This is a genomic window from Bradyrhizobium sp. USDA 4541, from assembly GCF_024171085.1.
Lineage (GTDB): Bacteria > Pseudomonadota > Alphaproteobacteria > Rhizobiales > Xanthobacteraceae > Bradyrhizobium > Bradyrhizobium australafricanum.
The window spans coordinates 7,128,594-7,143,186 of the sequence record NZ_JALJZF010000001.1; the positions used below are offsets into that span (position 1 = coordinate 7,128,594).

Consider the following 14,593-nt stretch of genomic DNA (forward strand, 5'->3'; position numbering starts at 1 on the left):
TTTAATCGCCCTGCTTCGACGTCTCCTCGTCGCGCGGATGCAGCCGGGAATCGAGCAGGATCGCGATCAGCAGCACGACACCCTTGACGATGTTCTGGGTCTGCACGTCCATGTCCATGATGGTCATGCCGTTCAGCAGCACGCCGATCAGCAGCGTTCCGGCGATGACGCTCATCACGTTGCCGCGGCCGCCGACGAGGCTGACGCCGCCGAGCACCACAACCATGATGACGTCGAAAATGATCGTCGATTCCGCGACCTGGAGATGCATCAGCGCCGTCTGCGCGACCATCACGACACCGCCGACATACCCGATCGCGGCGCACAGCGCGTACTCGATCATGGTCAGCGGGCGGGTCGGCAGACCGGTCTGACGCGCGGCGTCGGGATTGTCGCCATGGGCATAGACGAAGCGCCCGATCACGGTGCGCGACAGGAAAAGATGCACGACGACCGCGGTGGCCGCGAAGATCAGGATCGAGATCGGAACGCCGCCCCAGATGTTGCCGCCGAGCCGCAGGAATTCGTCATGCCCCTTGGAAAGATAGACGACATAGTGCTGCACCGCTGTGGTGCGCACGATCCCCAGCACCGCAAGGCTCGACGCCAGCGTCGTCAGCAGCGGCGGCATCTCGATCACCGAGATCAGAAACCCGTTCAGGACGCCGATGGCGATCGCCATCACGAAGCCGATCAGCAGCGCGACCGGCGTCGCGTAGCCCGAGTTCATCAGGATGATCGCGATCGCGGTGGAAGCGGCAAAGGAGGCGACTTGCGACAGATCCAGTCCACGCCCAATCACGACCACCGCCATGCCGAGCGCGAGAATGCCGAGTATCGAAATGTTGCGCGCCAGCGCGAACAGATTGCCCAGCGTCAGGAAGCCCTTCAGGAAGATCGAAAAAATGACGATCAGGACCGCGCACATCACCAGCACGGCCGTCGTCTGCGTCAATTTCGCCCCGCGCGCGCCCGAACTGCCGGTCACCGGGTCCTCCCAGGATTGATTTTATTGTGAGCGGAAATTGAACAGAATGTATCCAGAAGTCAATCTCCGTATCCAAATTTTGGACAGCAGCTGGTTTGACGGAGGATATATTCACACCTGAAGCCCTCCATAACTATCTATATTTAAATGGATATATGTATGTTCTGGCGTCCGCGATCGAAGCGCATTTTCCGAGTTCGATCGGTCCTTTTGAAGCCGACATTGTTGTATTGGATACATTCGGCTTGAGAGCCTGTCCCTAAGGCCAATGGTCCTCATAGCGCCGTCACCCGCGGCGATGGAACGAAGCCGACGACGTTGCGGCAATCGCTCCTGGCCAAGGCCTGAAGATCGTGGCGAAAGAGAATGCCGAGACCGAGCTTTGACGCCGCCTTTCGCCCATCGAAGCCGCGCCAGGTGGAAGCCCGAGCGAACTGACGGCCGGTTTGAATTCTGTCTCGGCGCGCCCATATTCGTGACAGGTTCGCAAACGCTGACGGTACCAGATTTGTCCGAGCAACTGTCGATGTTCGATGCGCCCGCCGCAGGACCGGCAGGTCTGCACTACGCGCCGGATTTCATCTCCAAAGCGGCCGAGGGCGAACTCATCCGCCACATCCGGGCACTTCCGCTTGCCCCCTTCCAGTTCGGACAGTTCGAAGGCAAGCGCCGCGTGGCTTCGTTCGGTTACCGGTACGACTATGGGTCGCGCCGACTGGAATGTGCCGAACCGATCCCGTCCTGGTTAAACGGCATCGTCGCCGCGATCCAATCCTTCGGCGGCGCGTCGACCGAGATCGGGCAGATCCTGTGCACCGAGTATGATCGCGGCGTCGGTATCGGCTGGCACCGCGACAAGCCGCATTTCGACCGGATCTTTGGACTGTCCCTGGGATCCGCATGCAAGTTCCGTTTTCGTTGTCGGACGGAAAACGGATGGGAGCGGTTCACGCTCGATGCGGCGCCCCGATCACTCTACCTGATGGCCGGTGATGCACGGCAGATATGGGAGCACAGCATTCCGCCGGTCGAGGCCCCCAGATACTCGATCACCTTCCGAACCATGGTCGAAACGGTGCGGGGCGCCAAAGCGTCGCGATAACCTTGGATTGCCGGTTCCAGCGCTCCGCTGCGCATCGCCGCATCAACCCTGATCGAGCGCTACTTCGATCCGATCGGAAGACGCAATCATGAGCGGAAGGTGCGACCAACGCCGCGCGAATGGTTGATGGGACGGGGGCGGACGAACTTGGGAAGTTCGTCCGCCGAGAGATCGCGCGCCCCCGGAGTGTCGATCGCGGGGAACGCAGCGGGCGTCTCACGCCGCTTTCGCAGCAGCCTTGTCGGCCGGTGCCGTTTCCATGGCGCGCATATAGAGATCGAGCAGCGATTCGCGCTCGTCGCGCTCATCCTGATCCTGCTTTCGCAGTTTGACGATCTCCTTGAGGATCTTCACGTCGAAACCCTCACCCTTGGCTTCCGAAAAAACTTCCTTCTTCTGCTCGTTCAGTTCCTGCAGTTCAGCGTCCAGATTCTCGATCCGCTCGATGAAAGAACGAATTTTTCCGCCGGGAATGGTGATGTCAGACATGGTGCCTCTTTGTTGAATGAGGCGGTGAAAATGAAAGCAAAGTGATAACCAATGTCTTAAGCTTCATCGGTTCCTGTAGCGCATCTATCCCGCGGCTTGCCGCGGTATTTCAGAACGCGATCCAGCTGATCACGGCCGCGGCCGACGTCCAGAGCGTCCATCCAAGGCCAAGCAGGGACATCACCGCGGCCGCCATTGCTACGGCCAGCAGCAGACCATCTTCCTGCAGGTAAGCGATCGCGATCAGGACGACCACAATCCCGGGAATGACGTTGACCAGAGGCAGGGGCCAGCCCGCCAACAGGCCCAGCAGGAACACGACCAACCCAACAAGCCGGTCAGTCACGTCATGGCGCGCGTTCCAGCGCGGCCGGCTGATGCTCTCGATCGCGCGCAGCAGCGGACCTGCTTTGACGGTGAACCGCTTGAATCGCTTGAAGTCGAACGGCCGCTTCGACAGGAAGCGGGGAAAAGATGGAGCACTGTGCCCCAACATCATCTCGACCGCCGGAAACAGGAGGGCCAGCGTCGCAACCGTGGCGACGCCGGGGACGATCACGAGTAGCCCCAGCAACAGCAGGAGCAGCCCGAACGAGCGCCTGTCCAGATGGCTGAGGAGCCATTCGAGGTCGACGGGGCCGTCAGGTGCTTGCGCGACGAGTTCTTCGAGAAGCTGGGAAGTACGGGTAGGCGCTGAGCGGGGAACGGGCAAATGAAGCATTACCCGGTAACATGGTCGAACTCCGTATCGATTGCAACGAATGCCAGAGGCGCCTAGGAAGCATTGATGGACAACGATTCCGACCAGGCGTGGCACGGCCATGCGCCGAACAGCCCCCTGCCCGCCGGTCGCCGCCGCTGGCCGTGGTTTCTTCTGATCGTCGTCGTCGCCCTTGTCGGCGCCGGCGGCGTCTACGCTTGGCCTGAAGTCGCGGCATTGGTCCCCGCCATAAGCCACGAATCGTCCGGCGGGGCGACGCCGACGAGCGACAAGGAGGCATTGCCAACTCTCCTCGCGGCCCAGCAGAAGCTCGAGGAAGACCTCGCCGCACTCGATCGGTCGGTAGCCGACGGGCAGGCGCAGTTGAAGGCCATTACCGACCAGTTGGCGGTCCTGACCTCGAAGGTCGAAGAGTTGCAGCATCTGCCCCCGCCGGCAGCGCCGCCGCCACCTGTTACGGCCGAGGTGCCGCGTGCCCCGATCGCGCCAACTACCCCGCAGCCGAGAAAGCCGCCGCCTCGGGCCGCCAGGCCTTCAGGTCCCGTTTCGATTGGCGGCGTACCGCTCAATGCCGCGCCCGGCAGCATGGCCCGTTGAGCTCAGAAATGCCCCAAACCGCATTCCGATTTTTGGCTTGGGGTTTGATCCTGGGCCTCTTCATCGTCACCGATACGACGCTGGCATTTCGTCCCCACACGTTGATATCGCCAAACGCCGATCGCTTTGCCGCGCTCTTCGTTGTCGGAGCCGTCTTTTCGCTCGCCTATCCGAAGCATGTCCTGCCGATCCTGCTGGCACTGCTCGCCGTCATCGTCGGCTTCGAACTCATTCAAAAGCTGCTCGCCGGCAGGCATGGCTACATAAAAGACATATTCGTCAAAGGTGCCGGCTGCTGCGCAGGCGTTGTCGCCGCCAATGCCCTGAGACGCGCGCTTTCAGCGATGTCCAAGCCGACAGGTACCTCCTGACGTCCTGCGCCGCCTTTGCCCTGTTCGACGTTGGCGCAGAGGCACGTGTCGGCAACCTTCGGTCCAATCCATCATCAAACCTGCCTTGGCACGTGCAAGTCCGCTATTCAAATTGGACCGGCTCGGATCCGGGATAGGAATGAGCGACGAATTCGCAGAACGCGCGAGCCGCCGGAGAAAGCTTCGCCTTGTCCTTCCAGGCAAGCCCGACATCCATGGTGTGGACGTCGTCATCGAGCGTCTTGAGATCGATGCGATGTCCTTCGAGCGACCAGGGACGGTAGACCATGTCGGACAGGATTGTAATTCCCATGCCGGTTGCGACCATGCTGCGAACCGCTTCGACCGACAGGGTCCGGAAGATGACGTTCGGCACGTACGCCGTATGCTGCCAGTAACGCATCGCGGAGCGTTCGGCTTCATCGACGGTCAACATCAGATAGGGCTCGCTCACCAGGTCCGCCAGCTTGATGCTGTCCTTGCGAAGCAACGGATGATTGACGCAAGTCCACAAGCGACGCGGCGAGCGCAACAAGAGCCGCGAGCGAATGGAGTCCCGGTCATGCAAGTTCGCAACCAGCATGATGGCCGCATCGACGCTACCGCTGATCAAGCTCTGCTCGATCGCGTCGCGCGGAAACTCGTGGAGACGCACCGTGATGCCCGGGAATGATCGCCAGAAGCGCGACAACAAAGGCGGCAAGAAATATCCGGCGATGGTGTAGCTGACGGCGACATCGACGGTGCCGTCCACCTGCATTCCCCAGCGATGCGGCCCGCGTATCGCATCCGATACGCTGGCCTCGATGGCGCGGGCACGCTGCAAGAACTCCCGTCCGTCAAAGGTCAGCGTCACGCCGTTCGAGTGACGGTCGAACAGCTTGTGGCCGAGCTCGGCCTCGAGCGCCTTGATGGACGCGGTGACCGCAGACTGCGTCACGCTGAGCGCCGCCGCGGCAGCCGAAACGCGCCCGGTCTCGGCGGTTGCGATGAAATGCCGAACCTGACGGAACGTCAGAGACATAAAAATTTCCGATATCAGCGAACGATATTTCGAATTTTACAATCCCCCGGCGGACCGGAAAAATCAATCCATCGGTTCGCGAGTGAGAGGCATTGAGGTCATGTCCGATGGTTTGGAGTTGGTCGCTCGCGATATCAGCGTCCAATTCGAAGGCCTGAAGGCGCTGTCCAACGTGACCTTGACCGTACCGCGGGGACGTATCGCCGGACTGATTGGTCCGAACGGAGCCGGCAAGACCACCCTTATTAATGTGCTGACGGGTTTCCAGCCGGTTGGCGCCGGAACCGTGGAACTGGAAGGCGAGACGCTGAGTGGCATTGCAGCGCACAAGTTGCGTCGCAAAGGCGTGGCGCGAACCTTCCAGTCGGGCCGACTTTTCCGCGACCTGCCGGTGATGGACAACCTTGAGGTCACCGGCGTCGGCCTGGGCCAATCCCGTCCGGAGGCGATCGGTGAAGCCGAGCGCGTCATGGCTTGGCTCGGCATTTCGCATCTGTCCAACACCATCGCCGGCGCCCTGCCCTATACCGACGAGCGCCGCGTCGCGATCGGCCGCGCCATCATGTGCACACCGCGCTATCTGCTGCTCGACGAACCGGCGGCAGGAATGTCGGAGCATGAGAGCCACGAACTTGCCGCCATCATCCGGCGGATCGCGGGCGAGCTCAATGTCGGGGTGCTGCTGATCGAGCACAATATCGGCCTCGTGCTCGAGCTCTGCGAGCGCATCTACGTCCTCGATTCCGGTGAGGTCATCGAAGCCGGCCCGCCCGCTCAGATCCGTGACAGCGACGCGGTCAGGCACGCCTATATGGGCACGCAGCGCGACGAGCTGCTTCCGGTCGCCGCCGAAGAGGCCGTCGCGTCATGACGCTGCTTGCCGTCGACGACATCACCGTCAGCTATGGCCGCCTGACGGCTCTCCGCGGCCTGACGCTGAAGATCGATGAAGGCGAAATCCTGTTCGTGACCGGCCCGAACGGCGCCGGCAAGTCGACCTTGCTCAACGCCATCGCAGGCGTCGTGCCACCGGGCTCCGGGTCCATCATGATCGATGGCGCAAAGATCACGGGTGCCGCACCCGAAGACATCGCCCGGCGCGGATTCTCCCTGGTTCCCGAGGGACGCAATGTCTTTGGCGCGCTGACGATCGAGGAGAATCTGAAGGTCGGAACCGGCATGCGCACCGACCGCAAGAAGATCGCCGACGACCTGGATCAGGTCTACGAGGAATTCCCGATGCTGGCCGAGCGCCGCCACACCCCGGCGGGCATGCTCTCCGGCGGCCAGCAGCAGATGCTCGTCCTTGGCCGCGCCTTGATGGCCGCGCCCCGCATCATGGCGATCGACGAGCCGTCGCTCGGCCTTGCGCCAAAGATCATCGACCAGATCTACGAGATCCTGGTGCGGCTGCGGACGCAGCGCAAGCTCACCCTCCTGATCGTCGAGCAGAGCTCGACACGCGCCATGATGACGGGCGGACGGATGGTCCTGATCCGCGGCGGCCGCATCGTGCTCGAGGGCCCAGCGGCCGATATGGTCAGGGATGATCGTCTGAAGCAGTCCTATTTCGGCTTCGGAGATCATTGAGATGCGCGAGTTGCTCCAGATCATCTTCGATGCCCTCAGCCTCGGCAGCCTCTACGCCCTTGGCGCGCTCGGTATCGCCCTGATCTTCGGCGTGATGCGGCTCGTCAACTTCGCGCACGGCGATTTCATCGCGTTTTGCGTCTTCGCCATGCTGTGGCCGTCGATCGATGCGGCGGCGATCGTCTTTGCCGGGCAGCTACCGTTCTATCTGCTGATCCCGCTGCTGCTCTTGATCGGCGCCGCGCTGTCGATCCTGTCGGAGATCGTCGTCTTCCGCCGCTTCCGCAATGCCAATCCGGCGACGATGATGATCGCATCCTTCGCGCTCGGCTTCGTGATCCGGCATCTCCTGCTGATGCTGTTTTCCAGCCGGCCGAAGTCGATCACGCTGTGGCCGAGCCTCGGCCTGCCGGTCGAACTCCTGGGTGCTCACATCCCGATGCTCCAGGTCGTGACCATCATCATCACGCTGGCCGTGCTGGTGGTCCTCGTCCTGTTCCTCAAGCGCACGCGCTACGGGCTCGAGATGCGCGCGGCCGCCGACAATTTCACCATGGCGCGCATGCTCGGGGTCCGCGCCAACGGCGTGATCCTGCTGGCCTTCGCCATCAGCGGCATGCTGGCGGCGGCGATCGGCCTGATCCTGGCGACCAATTCCGGCACCGCCGACATCGGCATGGGCGCCAACGTGATGCTGATCGCGTTCATCGCGACCGTGATCGGCGGCCTCGGCAGCATTCCCGGCGCCGTTGCCGCCGGCTTCCTGATCGGTGCGGCCAGCGTCGTGTTCCAGGCGACCCTGCCGCATGACGCCAGGGTATTCCGCGACGCCTTCGTCTACGGCGCCGTCATCGTCGTCCTTCTGGTGCGGCCGCAGGGCCTGTTCGCACCGAAATCCGCCAAGCAGAGGGTCTGATCGATGTCGCAGCGGCCGTCCGTCATCCGGCAAACGATCATCACGCCGATCGTGCTGATCGTGGCGCTGCTCATCATGGCGGCCCTCTCCTATCAATTCGGCAGCCGGGCCTTCAACCGCACCGTGGTCGAGATGTTCATCAACATCATGGTGGTGGTCGGGCTCTACGTCTTCGTCGGCAATTCGGGCCTGCTGTCGTTCGGCCATATCAACTTCATGTGCCTCGGCGCCTACATGACCGCCTGGCTCACGATTCCGCCGGTGATGAAGTCGATCACGCTCAAGGGCCTGCCGGCATGGCTGCTCCACGCGCAACTGCCGATGTGGGTAGCGACGCCGATATCCGGACTGTTTGCGGCACTGTTCGCGCTGATCGTCGGGCGCGTCATCATGCGCCTTTCGGGCATCGCCGCCTCGATCGCGACCTTCGGCCTGCTCGGCGTCATCAACAATGTCTATTCGAACTGGGATTCGGTGACGGGCGGACAGGGTTCGATCGTCGGCATTCCGCCCACCATGAATGTCTGGACCGGATGGATCGGCGGCGCCGTGGCCATCGCGATCGCCTATCTCTACTCGATTTCGCGCTCCGGACTGGCACTTCGCGCCACGCGAGACGAAGCGGTCGCGGCCAGCGCCTCCGGCATCGACATCGTCCGCGAACGGCTGATCGCCTTCGTCGTCAGCGCCTTCATCATCGGGCTCGCCGGCGCGCTCTACGCGCATTTCCTGAGCATCGTCAATCCCGGCGCATTCTATCTGCGGACGACGTTCATCACGCTGTCGATGCTGGTGGTCGGCGGCATGTACAGCCTCAGCGGAGCCGTCTCGGGCGTGGTTGCGATCTCCGTGTTGATCGAGCTGTTCCGCAATCTCGAGAAGGGCATCAGCCTCGGCGGTCACACCGTCGGCCTGCCGAACGGTGTCCAGGAAATCGCGATCGGCATCATCACCATCGCGATCCTGATGTACTTGCCGACGGGACTGACCCGCAACCAGGAATTCTCCTGGCGTCGATGGCCGTTGCAGCGCCGCCTGACGCCACCGGTCCAGACCGCGCTGAAGGAACTGCACTGACGCTTGTTTGTACAATTGGAGGAGTGGGGATATGCGCTTTACGACATTACTCAGCATCTTGGCCGGAGCATCCGCGCTCTGGTTCACGCCTGCCCGGGCAGCCAACGAGATCGTTGTTGGGTTTGCGACCGCGGCATCCGGATTCATGCAAGCCTACGACAAGCCGGCGCAGGACGCGGCACTGATCCGGATCGAGGAGATCAACAAGGCCGGCGGCCTGCTCGGCAAGAAGATCAAGCCCGTCTTTGCCGACACCAAGACCGATCAGGCCGAGGGTGCCAAGGCCGGCCTTGCGGTGCTCGACCAGGGTGCCGACCTCGTCATCGTCTCCTGCGACTACGATTTCGGCGCGCCCGCGGCGCTGCAGGCGCAGGCTGCCGGCAAGGTTTCCTTCTTCCTCTGCGCCGAATCGATCAAGGCCGGCATCCCCGGCGTCGGCCCGTTCTCGTTCTCGGCCTCGGTGCTGGCACCGGTGCAGGGAGCGACCATGTCGGAATGGGCTTACACCAAGAAGAACGCACGCAGCTTCTATCGGCTGCTCGACAGCTGGACCGTCTACAACAAGGGCATCTGCGACGGCTTCGACTGGATGCTGCCGCGCCTCAAGGAGGCCAAGCTGGTCGGCAGCGACACCTTCAAGAACGACGATGCCTCGATCGCCTCGCAGATCACGCGCATCAAGAGCCTGCCGAAGGAGCCTGACGCCATCATGCTCTGCACGATGATGCCGGGCGCTGTCTCCGCCATCAAGCAGATCCGCGCCGCCGGCATCAAGTCGATGATCCTCAACGGGTCGGGTGTCGACGGCAGCTACTGGATGAACGCCGTTCCTGACCTCTCGAACTTCTACGTCCCGGTGCAGGGCTCGGTCTATGGCGACGATCCGAACCCGAAGGTCAACGAGTTCAACAAGAAGTACAAGGAGGTCACCGGCGGTGACCCCTCCAGCCAGTACGTCTATCCGGGTTACGTCCTGATCGACGTCTGGGCCAAGGCGGTCGAACGCGCCAAATCGACCGATGCGGCAGCCGTCGTGGCCGAGCTCGAGAAGATGAACAACGAGTCCACGCTGTTCGGGCCGCGCACCTTCACCAAGGACATCCACCACCAGAACCAGGGTCGCTACCTGATCGTCGACACCGAGGCCGGCAAGCCGCAGGTGATCGACCAGTGGACGATCTCGGAAAAGATCCCGCTCGACTATCTGGTGTCCAAGTAACCCGGCAATGCGCCGCCCTGGGTGCGCCAGTCATACCCGGGGCGGCCTTCGCCGGTCATATGCAAAGCCAGTTGGAAGGAAATCAGGAGATGGTCGTGATCAACTGCGACATGGGCGAGGCCTACGGCCTCTACAAGATGGGCGACGACAAGGCATTGATGCCTCATATCGACGTCGCGAACGTCGCCTGCGGCTTTCATGCCTCCGACTTCAATCACATGCGCAAGACCGTGCAGCTCGCCAAGCAATTTGGCGTCAAGGTCGGGGCGCACCCGTCGCTGCCCGATCTGCAGGGATTTGGTCGCCGGGAGATGAAGATCGACCGCGAGGAGCTGGCCAATTGCCTGCTCTATCAGATCGGCGCACTCAAGGCCTTCCTGGATGCCGAAGGCATGGCGCTCAATCACATCAAGCCGCACGGCGCACTTTACGGCATGGCATCGCGCAACGAGGAGATCGCCGAAGCCGTGGCTGATGCCGCTGACGTCTACAAGGTGCCGTTGCTCGGCATGAAGGGAACGTTGCACCAGAAGGTCTACGAGCGGCGCGGTCATGCCTTCGTCGCCGAATACTATGCCGACCTCGACTACAATGCCGACGGCAGCCTGATCATCACCCGCGAGCACGAGGCGAAGGATCCGGCCGACGCCGCCACCCGATGCGCAAGGGCGGTCAATGAAGGCAAGACGCGCACGGTGGCCGGAAACGACATCGTGGTCGGCTCCGATTCGATCTGCATCCACTCCGACACGCCGAACGCCGTCGCCATCGCCGAAGCCGTCCGCGAGGCGGTGCGCCCCTATCTCACCGCGCGCTGAACCGTCGCGGCAACGAACCAAAGACTCTCAAGAGGAAACAATGGCAACGCAGCAGATCTTCTCGCCGCTCCCAGGCATCTTTTATCGCAAGCCCGCACCCGACAAGCCGGTCTACAAGAACGACGGCGACGCCGTCGCCGAGAGCGACACGATCGGGCTCATCGAGGTGATGAAATCGTTCAACGAGGTGAAAGCCGGCATCGCCGGCAAGATCGTCCGCTTCCTGGCCGAGAATGAAGATGCCGTGATGGCCGGCCAGCCGATCGCCGAAATCGACGTTTAGGGCTCTTCGACCAGCCATGGCGATCAAGAAGCTCCTCATAGCCAATCGCGGCGAGATCGCGGTGCGCATCATCCGCGCAGCGCGCGATCTCGGCATTGCAACCGTGCAGGTCTACAGCAAGGCCGACCAGGCCTCGCTTGCGGTCAGGCTCGCCGACGAAGCGGTCGATATCGGTCCGCCGCAGGCGTCGAAATCCTATCTCAACCAGGCCGCCATCCTCGCCGCGGCGCGGAGCACTGGTGCCGACGCTATCCATCCCGGCTACGGCTTCCTCGCCGAGAACGCCGAGTTCGCCGCCGCAGTCGAAGCGGCGGAATTGATCTTTGTCGGCCCGACCGCGCAATCGATCCGGCTGATGGGCGACAAGGTCGCGGCACGCGAGGCCGCCGCCGCGGCCGGCGTGCCGACCGTCCCTGGCAGCCAGGGGCGGCTGGAATCGGCCGAAGCGGCCTTCGCGCTGGTCGAGAAGACCGGCTTCCCAGTGATGATCAAGGCCGCCGCCGGGGGTGGCGGACGCGGCATCCGCATCGCGCGGTCCCCCGGGGAGTTTCAGCATCTGATGCCGCAGGCACAGGCCGAGGCACTCGCGGCCTTTGGCGACGGCGGGCTTTACGTCGAAAAGCTGATCGAAGGCGCGCGGCATATCGAGGTGCAGGTGCTCGGCGACGGACACGACGTGATCCATTGCTTCGAACGCGAATGCTCATTGCAGCGCCGCCGCCAGAAGGTCTGGGAAGAAGCCCCCTCGCCCTCGCTCAGCCAGGCTGTGCGGGAGAGGCTCTGCACCTCGGCCGTGGCACTCGCCAGAGCGGTCAATTATCGCGGCGCCGGGACGCTCGAATACCTCTACGACGACGCCACCGGCGAATTCTACTTCCTGGAGATGAACACCCGCATCCAGGTCGAGCATCCGGTCACGGAAATGATCACGGGCATCGACCTCGTCCGCGAGATGATCCGGATCGCCGGCGGCGAACGCTTGCGCATCAGCCAGAACGAGATGCGCGTCAGCGGCCATTCGATCGAGGTCCGTATCAACGCCGAGGATCCTGCCAGAAACTTCCTGCCGAACCCGGGCACGGTGAGCGCGCTCAGCCTGCCCGTCGGCGACGGCGTTCGCTTCGACAGCATGCTCTATCAGGGCTACACGGTGCCTCCCTTCTACGACAGCCTGCTCGGCAAGCTGATCGTGCACGACAAGGATCGGCCGAGCGCCATGAAGAAACTCGAGCGCGCGCTCGCCGAGCTCAGCGTCGAAGGCATTTTCACGACCAAGCCCCTACACCAGGCGCTGGCGCGCGACGCCGACGTCCAGGCTGGGCGCTTCCATACGGCATGGCTCGAATCCTGGCTTGAGTCCCATGCCGCCGCCCTTGCCACCGCTCAGCCGCCATCAGCCGCGAAGGTCGCCTCATGATGGCGAGAGAATCCGCCCCGTCAGCAACAGGAGGCCGCTAGCATGCAAACTCGATTTTCCTTCGGCGGCGATGAGCACATTTTCGCCGAGGTCGGCGAAGCGATGTCGCTCGAGGCCTTTTTCAAGAGCCTGTTCATCACCAATGCGGTGCGCGATGCCAGGATCAAGGGTGTCACCGAGATCTGCCCGGCGAACGCGTCCTATCAGGTCAAGTTCGATCCGGAGCGGATCAAGCCCGACGATCTCCTCGCCGAGCTGAAGCGGCTGGATTCCGCATCCGAGAAATCGGAACCGGTGATCAAGACGCGGATCATCGAGATTCCCGTGCTCTACAACGACCCCTGGACCCGTGAGACCTTGATGCGCTTCCGCGAGCGTCACCAGGATCCTGACGGCACCGACCTCGAATACGCCGCGCGGATCAACGGCCTCGACAGCGTCGATGCCTTCATCAAGGCGCATTCCAGTGCGCCCTGGTTCGTCTCGATGGTCGGCTTCGTCGCCGGCCTGCCCTTCCTCTACCAGATGGTCGAGCGCAAGCGGCAGCTTCAGGCCCCGAAATATCTGCGCCCGCGCACGGATACGCCAAAGCTCACCGTCGGACATGGCGGCTGTTTCAGCTGCATCTATTCGGTGCGCGGCGCCGGCGGTTACCAGATGTTCGGCATCACGCCGATGCCGATCTATGATCCCAATCAGACCATCAGCTATTTGCGCGACTTCATGTGCCTATTCAAGCCGGGCGACATCGTGAAATGGAAACCGATCGACCGGGCAGCCTATGACTCCGCGGTCGCCGACGTCGACGCCGGCCGGTTTGCGCCTGTGATCCGCGACGTCTCGTTCTCGTTGACCGAGTTCAACCGCGATATTGATGGCTACAACAGCAAGCTCGATGGAGTTCTCCATGGCCGTTAGGGTTTTGAAGCCGGGTCTTGCGACCACCGTCCAGGACCTCGGACGTCCCGGCTATTATCACATCGGCATCCCGCTCTCCGGCGGCATGGACCGTCACGCGCTGGTCGCCGCAAATCTGCTCGTCGGCAATGATGCAGGCGCAGCCGTGCTTGAGGCGGTGTTCATGGGGCCCGAGCTCGAATTCACCGAAGACGCCACGGTCGCCGTCACCGGCGCGGAGCTGCCGCCGAAACTCGACGGCGAGCCGCGCGAGACCTGGACCAGCTTCAAGGTGAAGCGTGGCCAGATTCTCTCCTTCGACTTCCTCAAGCGAGGCGCACGCGGCTACATCGCGGTCGCCGGCGGCATCGATGTGCCCGTGGTGCTCGGCTCGCGATCGACCTACGCACTCGGCGCGCTCGGCGGCTTCAAGGGCCGCAAGCTCGAGGCCGGCGACGAATTGCCGGTCGGCCATGCCAGCGTGACGGTCAAGGACGGCCGCACCGTCGCCAACGATTTACGCGGACAACCGGCGGGAATGCCGACAGAGCTGCGCGCCATGCCCGGCCTCTATTGGCACCGCATTACCGAGGCCGCCGGCAACGGCTTCTTCTCCGACACCTGGAAGGTCGCGCCGGAAGCCGACCGGATCGGCTACCGCTTCAAGGGTGGCAAGGCGCTCGAATTCGTTCCGCGCGAACCGCCGTTCGGCGCCGGCTCTGACCCGTCCAACATCACCGATGCCTGCTATCCCTACGGCTCGATCCAGGTTCCCGGCGGCACCGAACCGATCGTGCTGCATCGCGACGCCGTATCCGGCGGCGGCTACTTCATGGTCGGCACCGTGATCGCCGCGGACATGGATCTGATCGGTCAGCTTCAGCCCAACACGCCGGTGAAGTTCGTCAAGGTCGACATGGATCAGGCGCTTGCGGCACGCAAGAGCCGGACCGAGCTGCTGGGCAAGCTTCGCAGCGCCATGGCGTAATCGCGAGGGGGCCCACCGCATCTGCCAACGGACCTCGGCCGCGGGTGCCGGAGCGATCGCGCATGGTCAAGTCTAAACCTGTGGCTGTCGATTGCG

The 14,593-nt window shown here is 62.9% G+C and carries 17 protein-coding genes; 13 read left to right on the plus strand and 4 right to left on the minus strand.

Features of this window, described 5'->3' with window-relative positions; genetic code table 11:
* Window position 1: 1 nt before the first annotated feature.
* Window positions 2-988, minus strand: coding sequence for an ABC transporter permease (locus tag J2R80_RS34585; protein WP_083714936.1), 987 nt, complete (start codon window positions 986-988; stop codon window positions 2-4).
* 508 nt (window positions 989-1,496) lie between these two features.
* Here J2R80_RS34585 and J2R80_RS34590 point away from each other — a divergent pair.
* On the plus strand, window positions 1,497-2,090 hold the full coding sequence (locus tag J2R80_RS34590; protein WP_307720382.1) for an alpha-ketoglutarate-dependent dioxygenase AlkB: 594 nt from the start codon (window positions 1,497-1,499) through the stop codon (window positions 2,088-2,090).
* Between the two features lie 216 nt (window positions 2,091-2,306).
* Here the strand turns inward: J2R80_RS34590 and J2R80_RS34595 are convergent, their stop codons facing one another.
* Window positions 2,307-2,579: a DUF2312 domain-containing protein gene (locus J2R80_RS34595; RefSeq protein ID WP_016842183.1), complete on the minus strand. Its 273-nt coding sequence runs from the start codon at window positions 2,577-2,579 to the stop codon at window positions 2,307-2,309.
* A 109-nt stretch (window positions 2,580-2,688) separates the two neighbouring features.
* A complete protein-coding gene (locus tag J2R80_RS34600; protein WP_253640148.1) occupies window positions 2,689-3,300 on the minus strand; it encodes an exopolysaccharide biosynthesis protein in 612 nt (203 codons plus the stop codon).
* Window positions 3,301-3,366: 66 nt separating this feature from the next.
* On the opposite strand from J2R80_RS34600, the gene J2R80_RS34605 reads away from it, so the two are divergent.
* Together J2R80_RS34605 and J2R80_RS34610 are read left to right on the plus strand one after the other, a co-directional pair.
* Window positions 3,367-3,897, plus strand: a complete 531-nt coding sequence (locus J2R80_RS34605) for a hypothetical protein (protein ID WP_159109551.1) — start codon at window positions 3,367-3,369, stop codon at window positions 3,895-3,897.
* Window positions 3,898-3,905: 8 nt separating this feature from the next.
* A complete protein-coding gene (locus J2R80_RS34610; RefSeq protein ID WP_063790083.1) occupies window positions 3,906-4,268 on the plus strand; it encodes a hypothetical protein in 363 nt (120 codons plus the stop codon).
* Between the two features lie 103 nt (window positions 4,269-4,371).
* Here the strand turns inward: J2R80_RS34610 and J2R80_RS34615 are convergent, their stop codons facing one another.
* Complete coding sequence (locus J2R80_RS34615) at window positions 4,372-5,292, minus strand: LysR substrate-binding domain-containing protein (protein ID WP_057017118.1); 921 nt, start codon at window positions 5,290-5,292, stop codon at window positions 4,372-4,374.
* 100 nt (window positions 5,293-5,392) lie between these two features.
* Between J2R80_RS34615 and J2R80_RS34620 the strand changes: the two genes are divergently transcribed.
* The 10 genes from J2R80_RS34620 to J2R80_RS34665 all read left to right on the plus strand — a co-directional run bounded on the left by J2R80_RS34620 (window position 5,393) and on the right by J2R80_RS34665 (window position 14,497).
* On the plus strand, window positions 5,393-6,163 hold the full coding sequence (locus tag J2R80_RS34620; RefSeq protein ID WP_253624002.1) for an ABC transporter ATP-binding protein: 771 nt from the start codon (window positions 5,393-5,395) through the stop codon (window positions 6,161-6,163).
* Complete coding sequence (locus tag J2R80_RS34625; protein WP_141341045.1) at window positions 6,160-6,882, plus strand: ABC transporter ATP-binding protein; 723 nt, start codon at window positions 6,160-6,162, stop codon at window positions 6,880-6,882. Before J2R80_RS34620 ends, J2R80_RS34625 begins: the two co-directional genes overlap by 4 nt.
* A 1-nt stretch (window position 6,883) precedes the next feature.
* Window positions 6,884-7,798 (plus strand): branched-chain amino acid ABC transporter permease, encoded by a 915-nt coding sequence (locus J2R80_RS34630; protein WP_038381946.1) that lies wholly within the window; start codon window positions 6,884-6,886, stop codon window positions 7,796-7,798.
* 3 nt (window positions 7,799-7,801) lie between these two features.
* On the plus strand, window positions 7,802-8,875 hold the full coding sequence (locus J2R80_RS34635) for a branched-chain amino acid ABC transporter permease (RefSeq protein ID WP_253640149.1): 1,074 nt from the start codon (window positions 7,802-7,804) through the stop codon (window positions 8,873-8,875).
* Window positions 8,876-8,906: 31 nt separating this feature from the next.
* Window positions 8,907-10,094 (plus strand): ABC transporter substrate-binding protein, encoded by a 1,188-nt coding sequence (locus tag J2R80_RS34640; protein ID WP_028345052.1) that lies wholly within the window; start codon window positions 8,907-8,909, stop codon window positions 10,092-10,094.
* Window positions 10,095-10,183: 89 nt separating this feature from the next.
* The gene (gene pxpA, locus J2R80_RS34645; protein ID WP_028345053.1) at window positions 10,184-10,912 is read left to right on the plus strand and encodes a 5-oxoprolinase subunit PxpA; all 729 of its coding nucleotides are present in this window, start codon (window positions 10,184-10,186) and stop codon (window positions 10,910-10,912) included.
* Between the two features lie 40 nt (window positions 10,913-10,952).
* A complete protein-coding gene (locus J2R80_RS34650) occupies window positions 10,953-11,195 on the plus strand; it encodes an acetyl-CoA carboxylase (protein WP_018270951.1) in 243 nt (80 codons plus the stop codon).
* A gap of 16 nt (window positions 11,196-11,211) precedes the next feature.
* The gene (locus J2R80_RS34655) at window positions 11,212-12,612 is read left to right on the plus strand and encodes an acetyl-CoA carboxylase biotin carboxylase subunit (protein WP_253640150.1); all 1,401 of its coding nucleotides are present in this window, start codon (window positions 11,212-11,214) and stop codon (window positions 12,610-12,612) included.
* A 42-nt stretch (window positions 12,613-12,654) separates the two neighbouring features.
* Window positions 12,655-13,530, plus strand: a complete 876-nt coding sequence (locus J2R80_RS34660) for an allophanate hydrolase subunit 1 (protein ID WP_057017112.1) — start codon at window positions 12,655-12,657, stop codon at window positions 13,528-13,530.
* Window positions 13,520-14,497, plus strand: a complete 978-nt coding sequence (locus J2R80_RS34665) for a biotin-dependent carboxyltransferase family protein (RefSeq protein WP_229189496.1) — start codon at window positions 13,520-13,522, stop codon at window positions 14,495-14,497. Before J2R80_RS34660 ends, J2R80_RS34665 begins: the two co-directional genes overlap by 11 nt.
* The last annotated feature ends 96 nt before the right edge of the window (window positions 14,498-14,593 follow it).

Coding starts and splice junctions, on each gene's coding strand:
- J2R80_RS34600 (WP_253640148.1), bottom strand. CDS start 3,300: ATGCTTCATTTGCCCGTTCCCCGCTCAGCGCCTACCCGTACTTCCCAG.
- J2R80_RS34650 (WP_018270951.1), top strand. CDS start 10,953: ATGGCAACGCAGCAGATCTTCTCGCCGCTCCCAGGCATCTTTTATCGC.
- J2R80_RS34595 (WP_016842183.1), bottom strand. CDS start 2,579: ATGTCTGACATCACCATTCCCGGCGGAAAAATTCGTTCTTTCATCGAG.
- J2R80_RS34635 (WP_253640149.1), top strand. CDS start 7,802: ATGTCGCAGCGGCCGTCCGTCATCCGGCAAACGATCATCACGCCGATC.
- J2R80_RS34660 (WP_057017112.1), top strand. CDS start 12,655: ATGCAAACTCGATTTTCCTTCGGCGGCGATGAGCACATTTTCGCCGAG.
- J2R80_RS34655 (WP_253640150.1), top strand. CDS start 11,212: ATGGCGATCAAGAAGCTCCTCATAGCCAATCGCGGCGAGATCGCGGTG.
- J2R80_RS34610 (WP_063790083.1), top strand. CDS start 3,906: ATGCCCCAAACCGCATTCCGATTTTTGGCTTGGGGTTTGATCCTGGGC.
- J2R80_RS34625 (WP_141341045.1), top strand. CDS start 6,160: ATGACGCTGCTTGCCGTCGACGACATCACCGTCAGCTATGGCCGCCTG.
- J2R80_RS34630 (WP_038381946.1), top strand. CDS start 6,884: ATGCGCGAGTTGCTCCAGATCATCTTCGATGCCCTCAGCCTCGGCAGC.
- J2R80_RS34605 (WP_159109551.1), top strand. CDS start 3,367: ATGGACAACGATTCCGACCAGGCGTGGCACGGCCATGCGCCGAACAGC.
- pxpA (WP_028345053.1), top strand. CDS start 10,184: ATGGTCGTGATCAACTGCGACATGGGCGAGGCCTACGGCCTCTACAAG.
- J2R80_RS34615 (WP_057017118.1), bottom strand. CDS start 5,292: ATGTCTCTGACGTTCCGTCAGGTTCGGCATTTCATCGCAACCGCCGAG.
- J2R80_RS34620 (WP_253624002.1), top strand. CDS start 5,393: ATGTCCGATGGTTTGGAGTTGGTCGCTCGCGATATCAGCGTCCAATTC.
- J2R80_RS34665 (WP_229189496.1), top strand. CDS start 13,520: ATGGCCGTTAGGGTTTTGAAGCCGGGTCTTGCGACCACCGTCCAGGAC.
- J2R80_RS34640 (WP_028345052.1), top strand. CDS start 8,907: ATGCGCTTTACGACATTACTCAGCATCTTGGCCGGAGCATCCGCGCTC.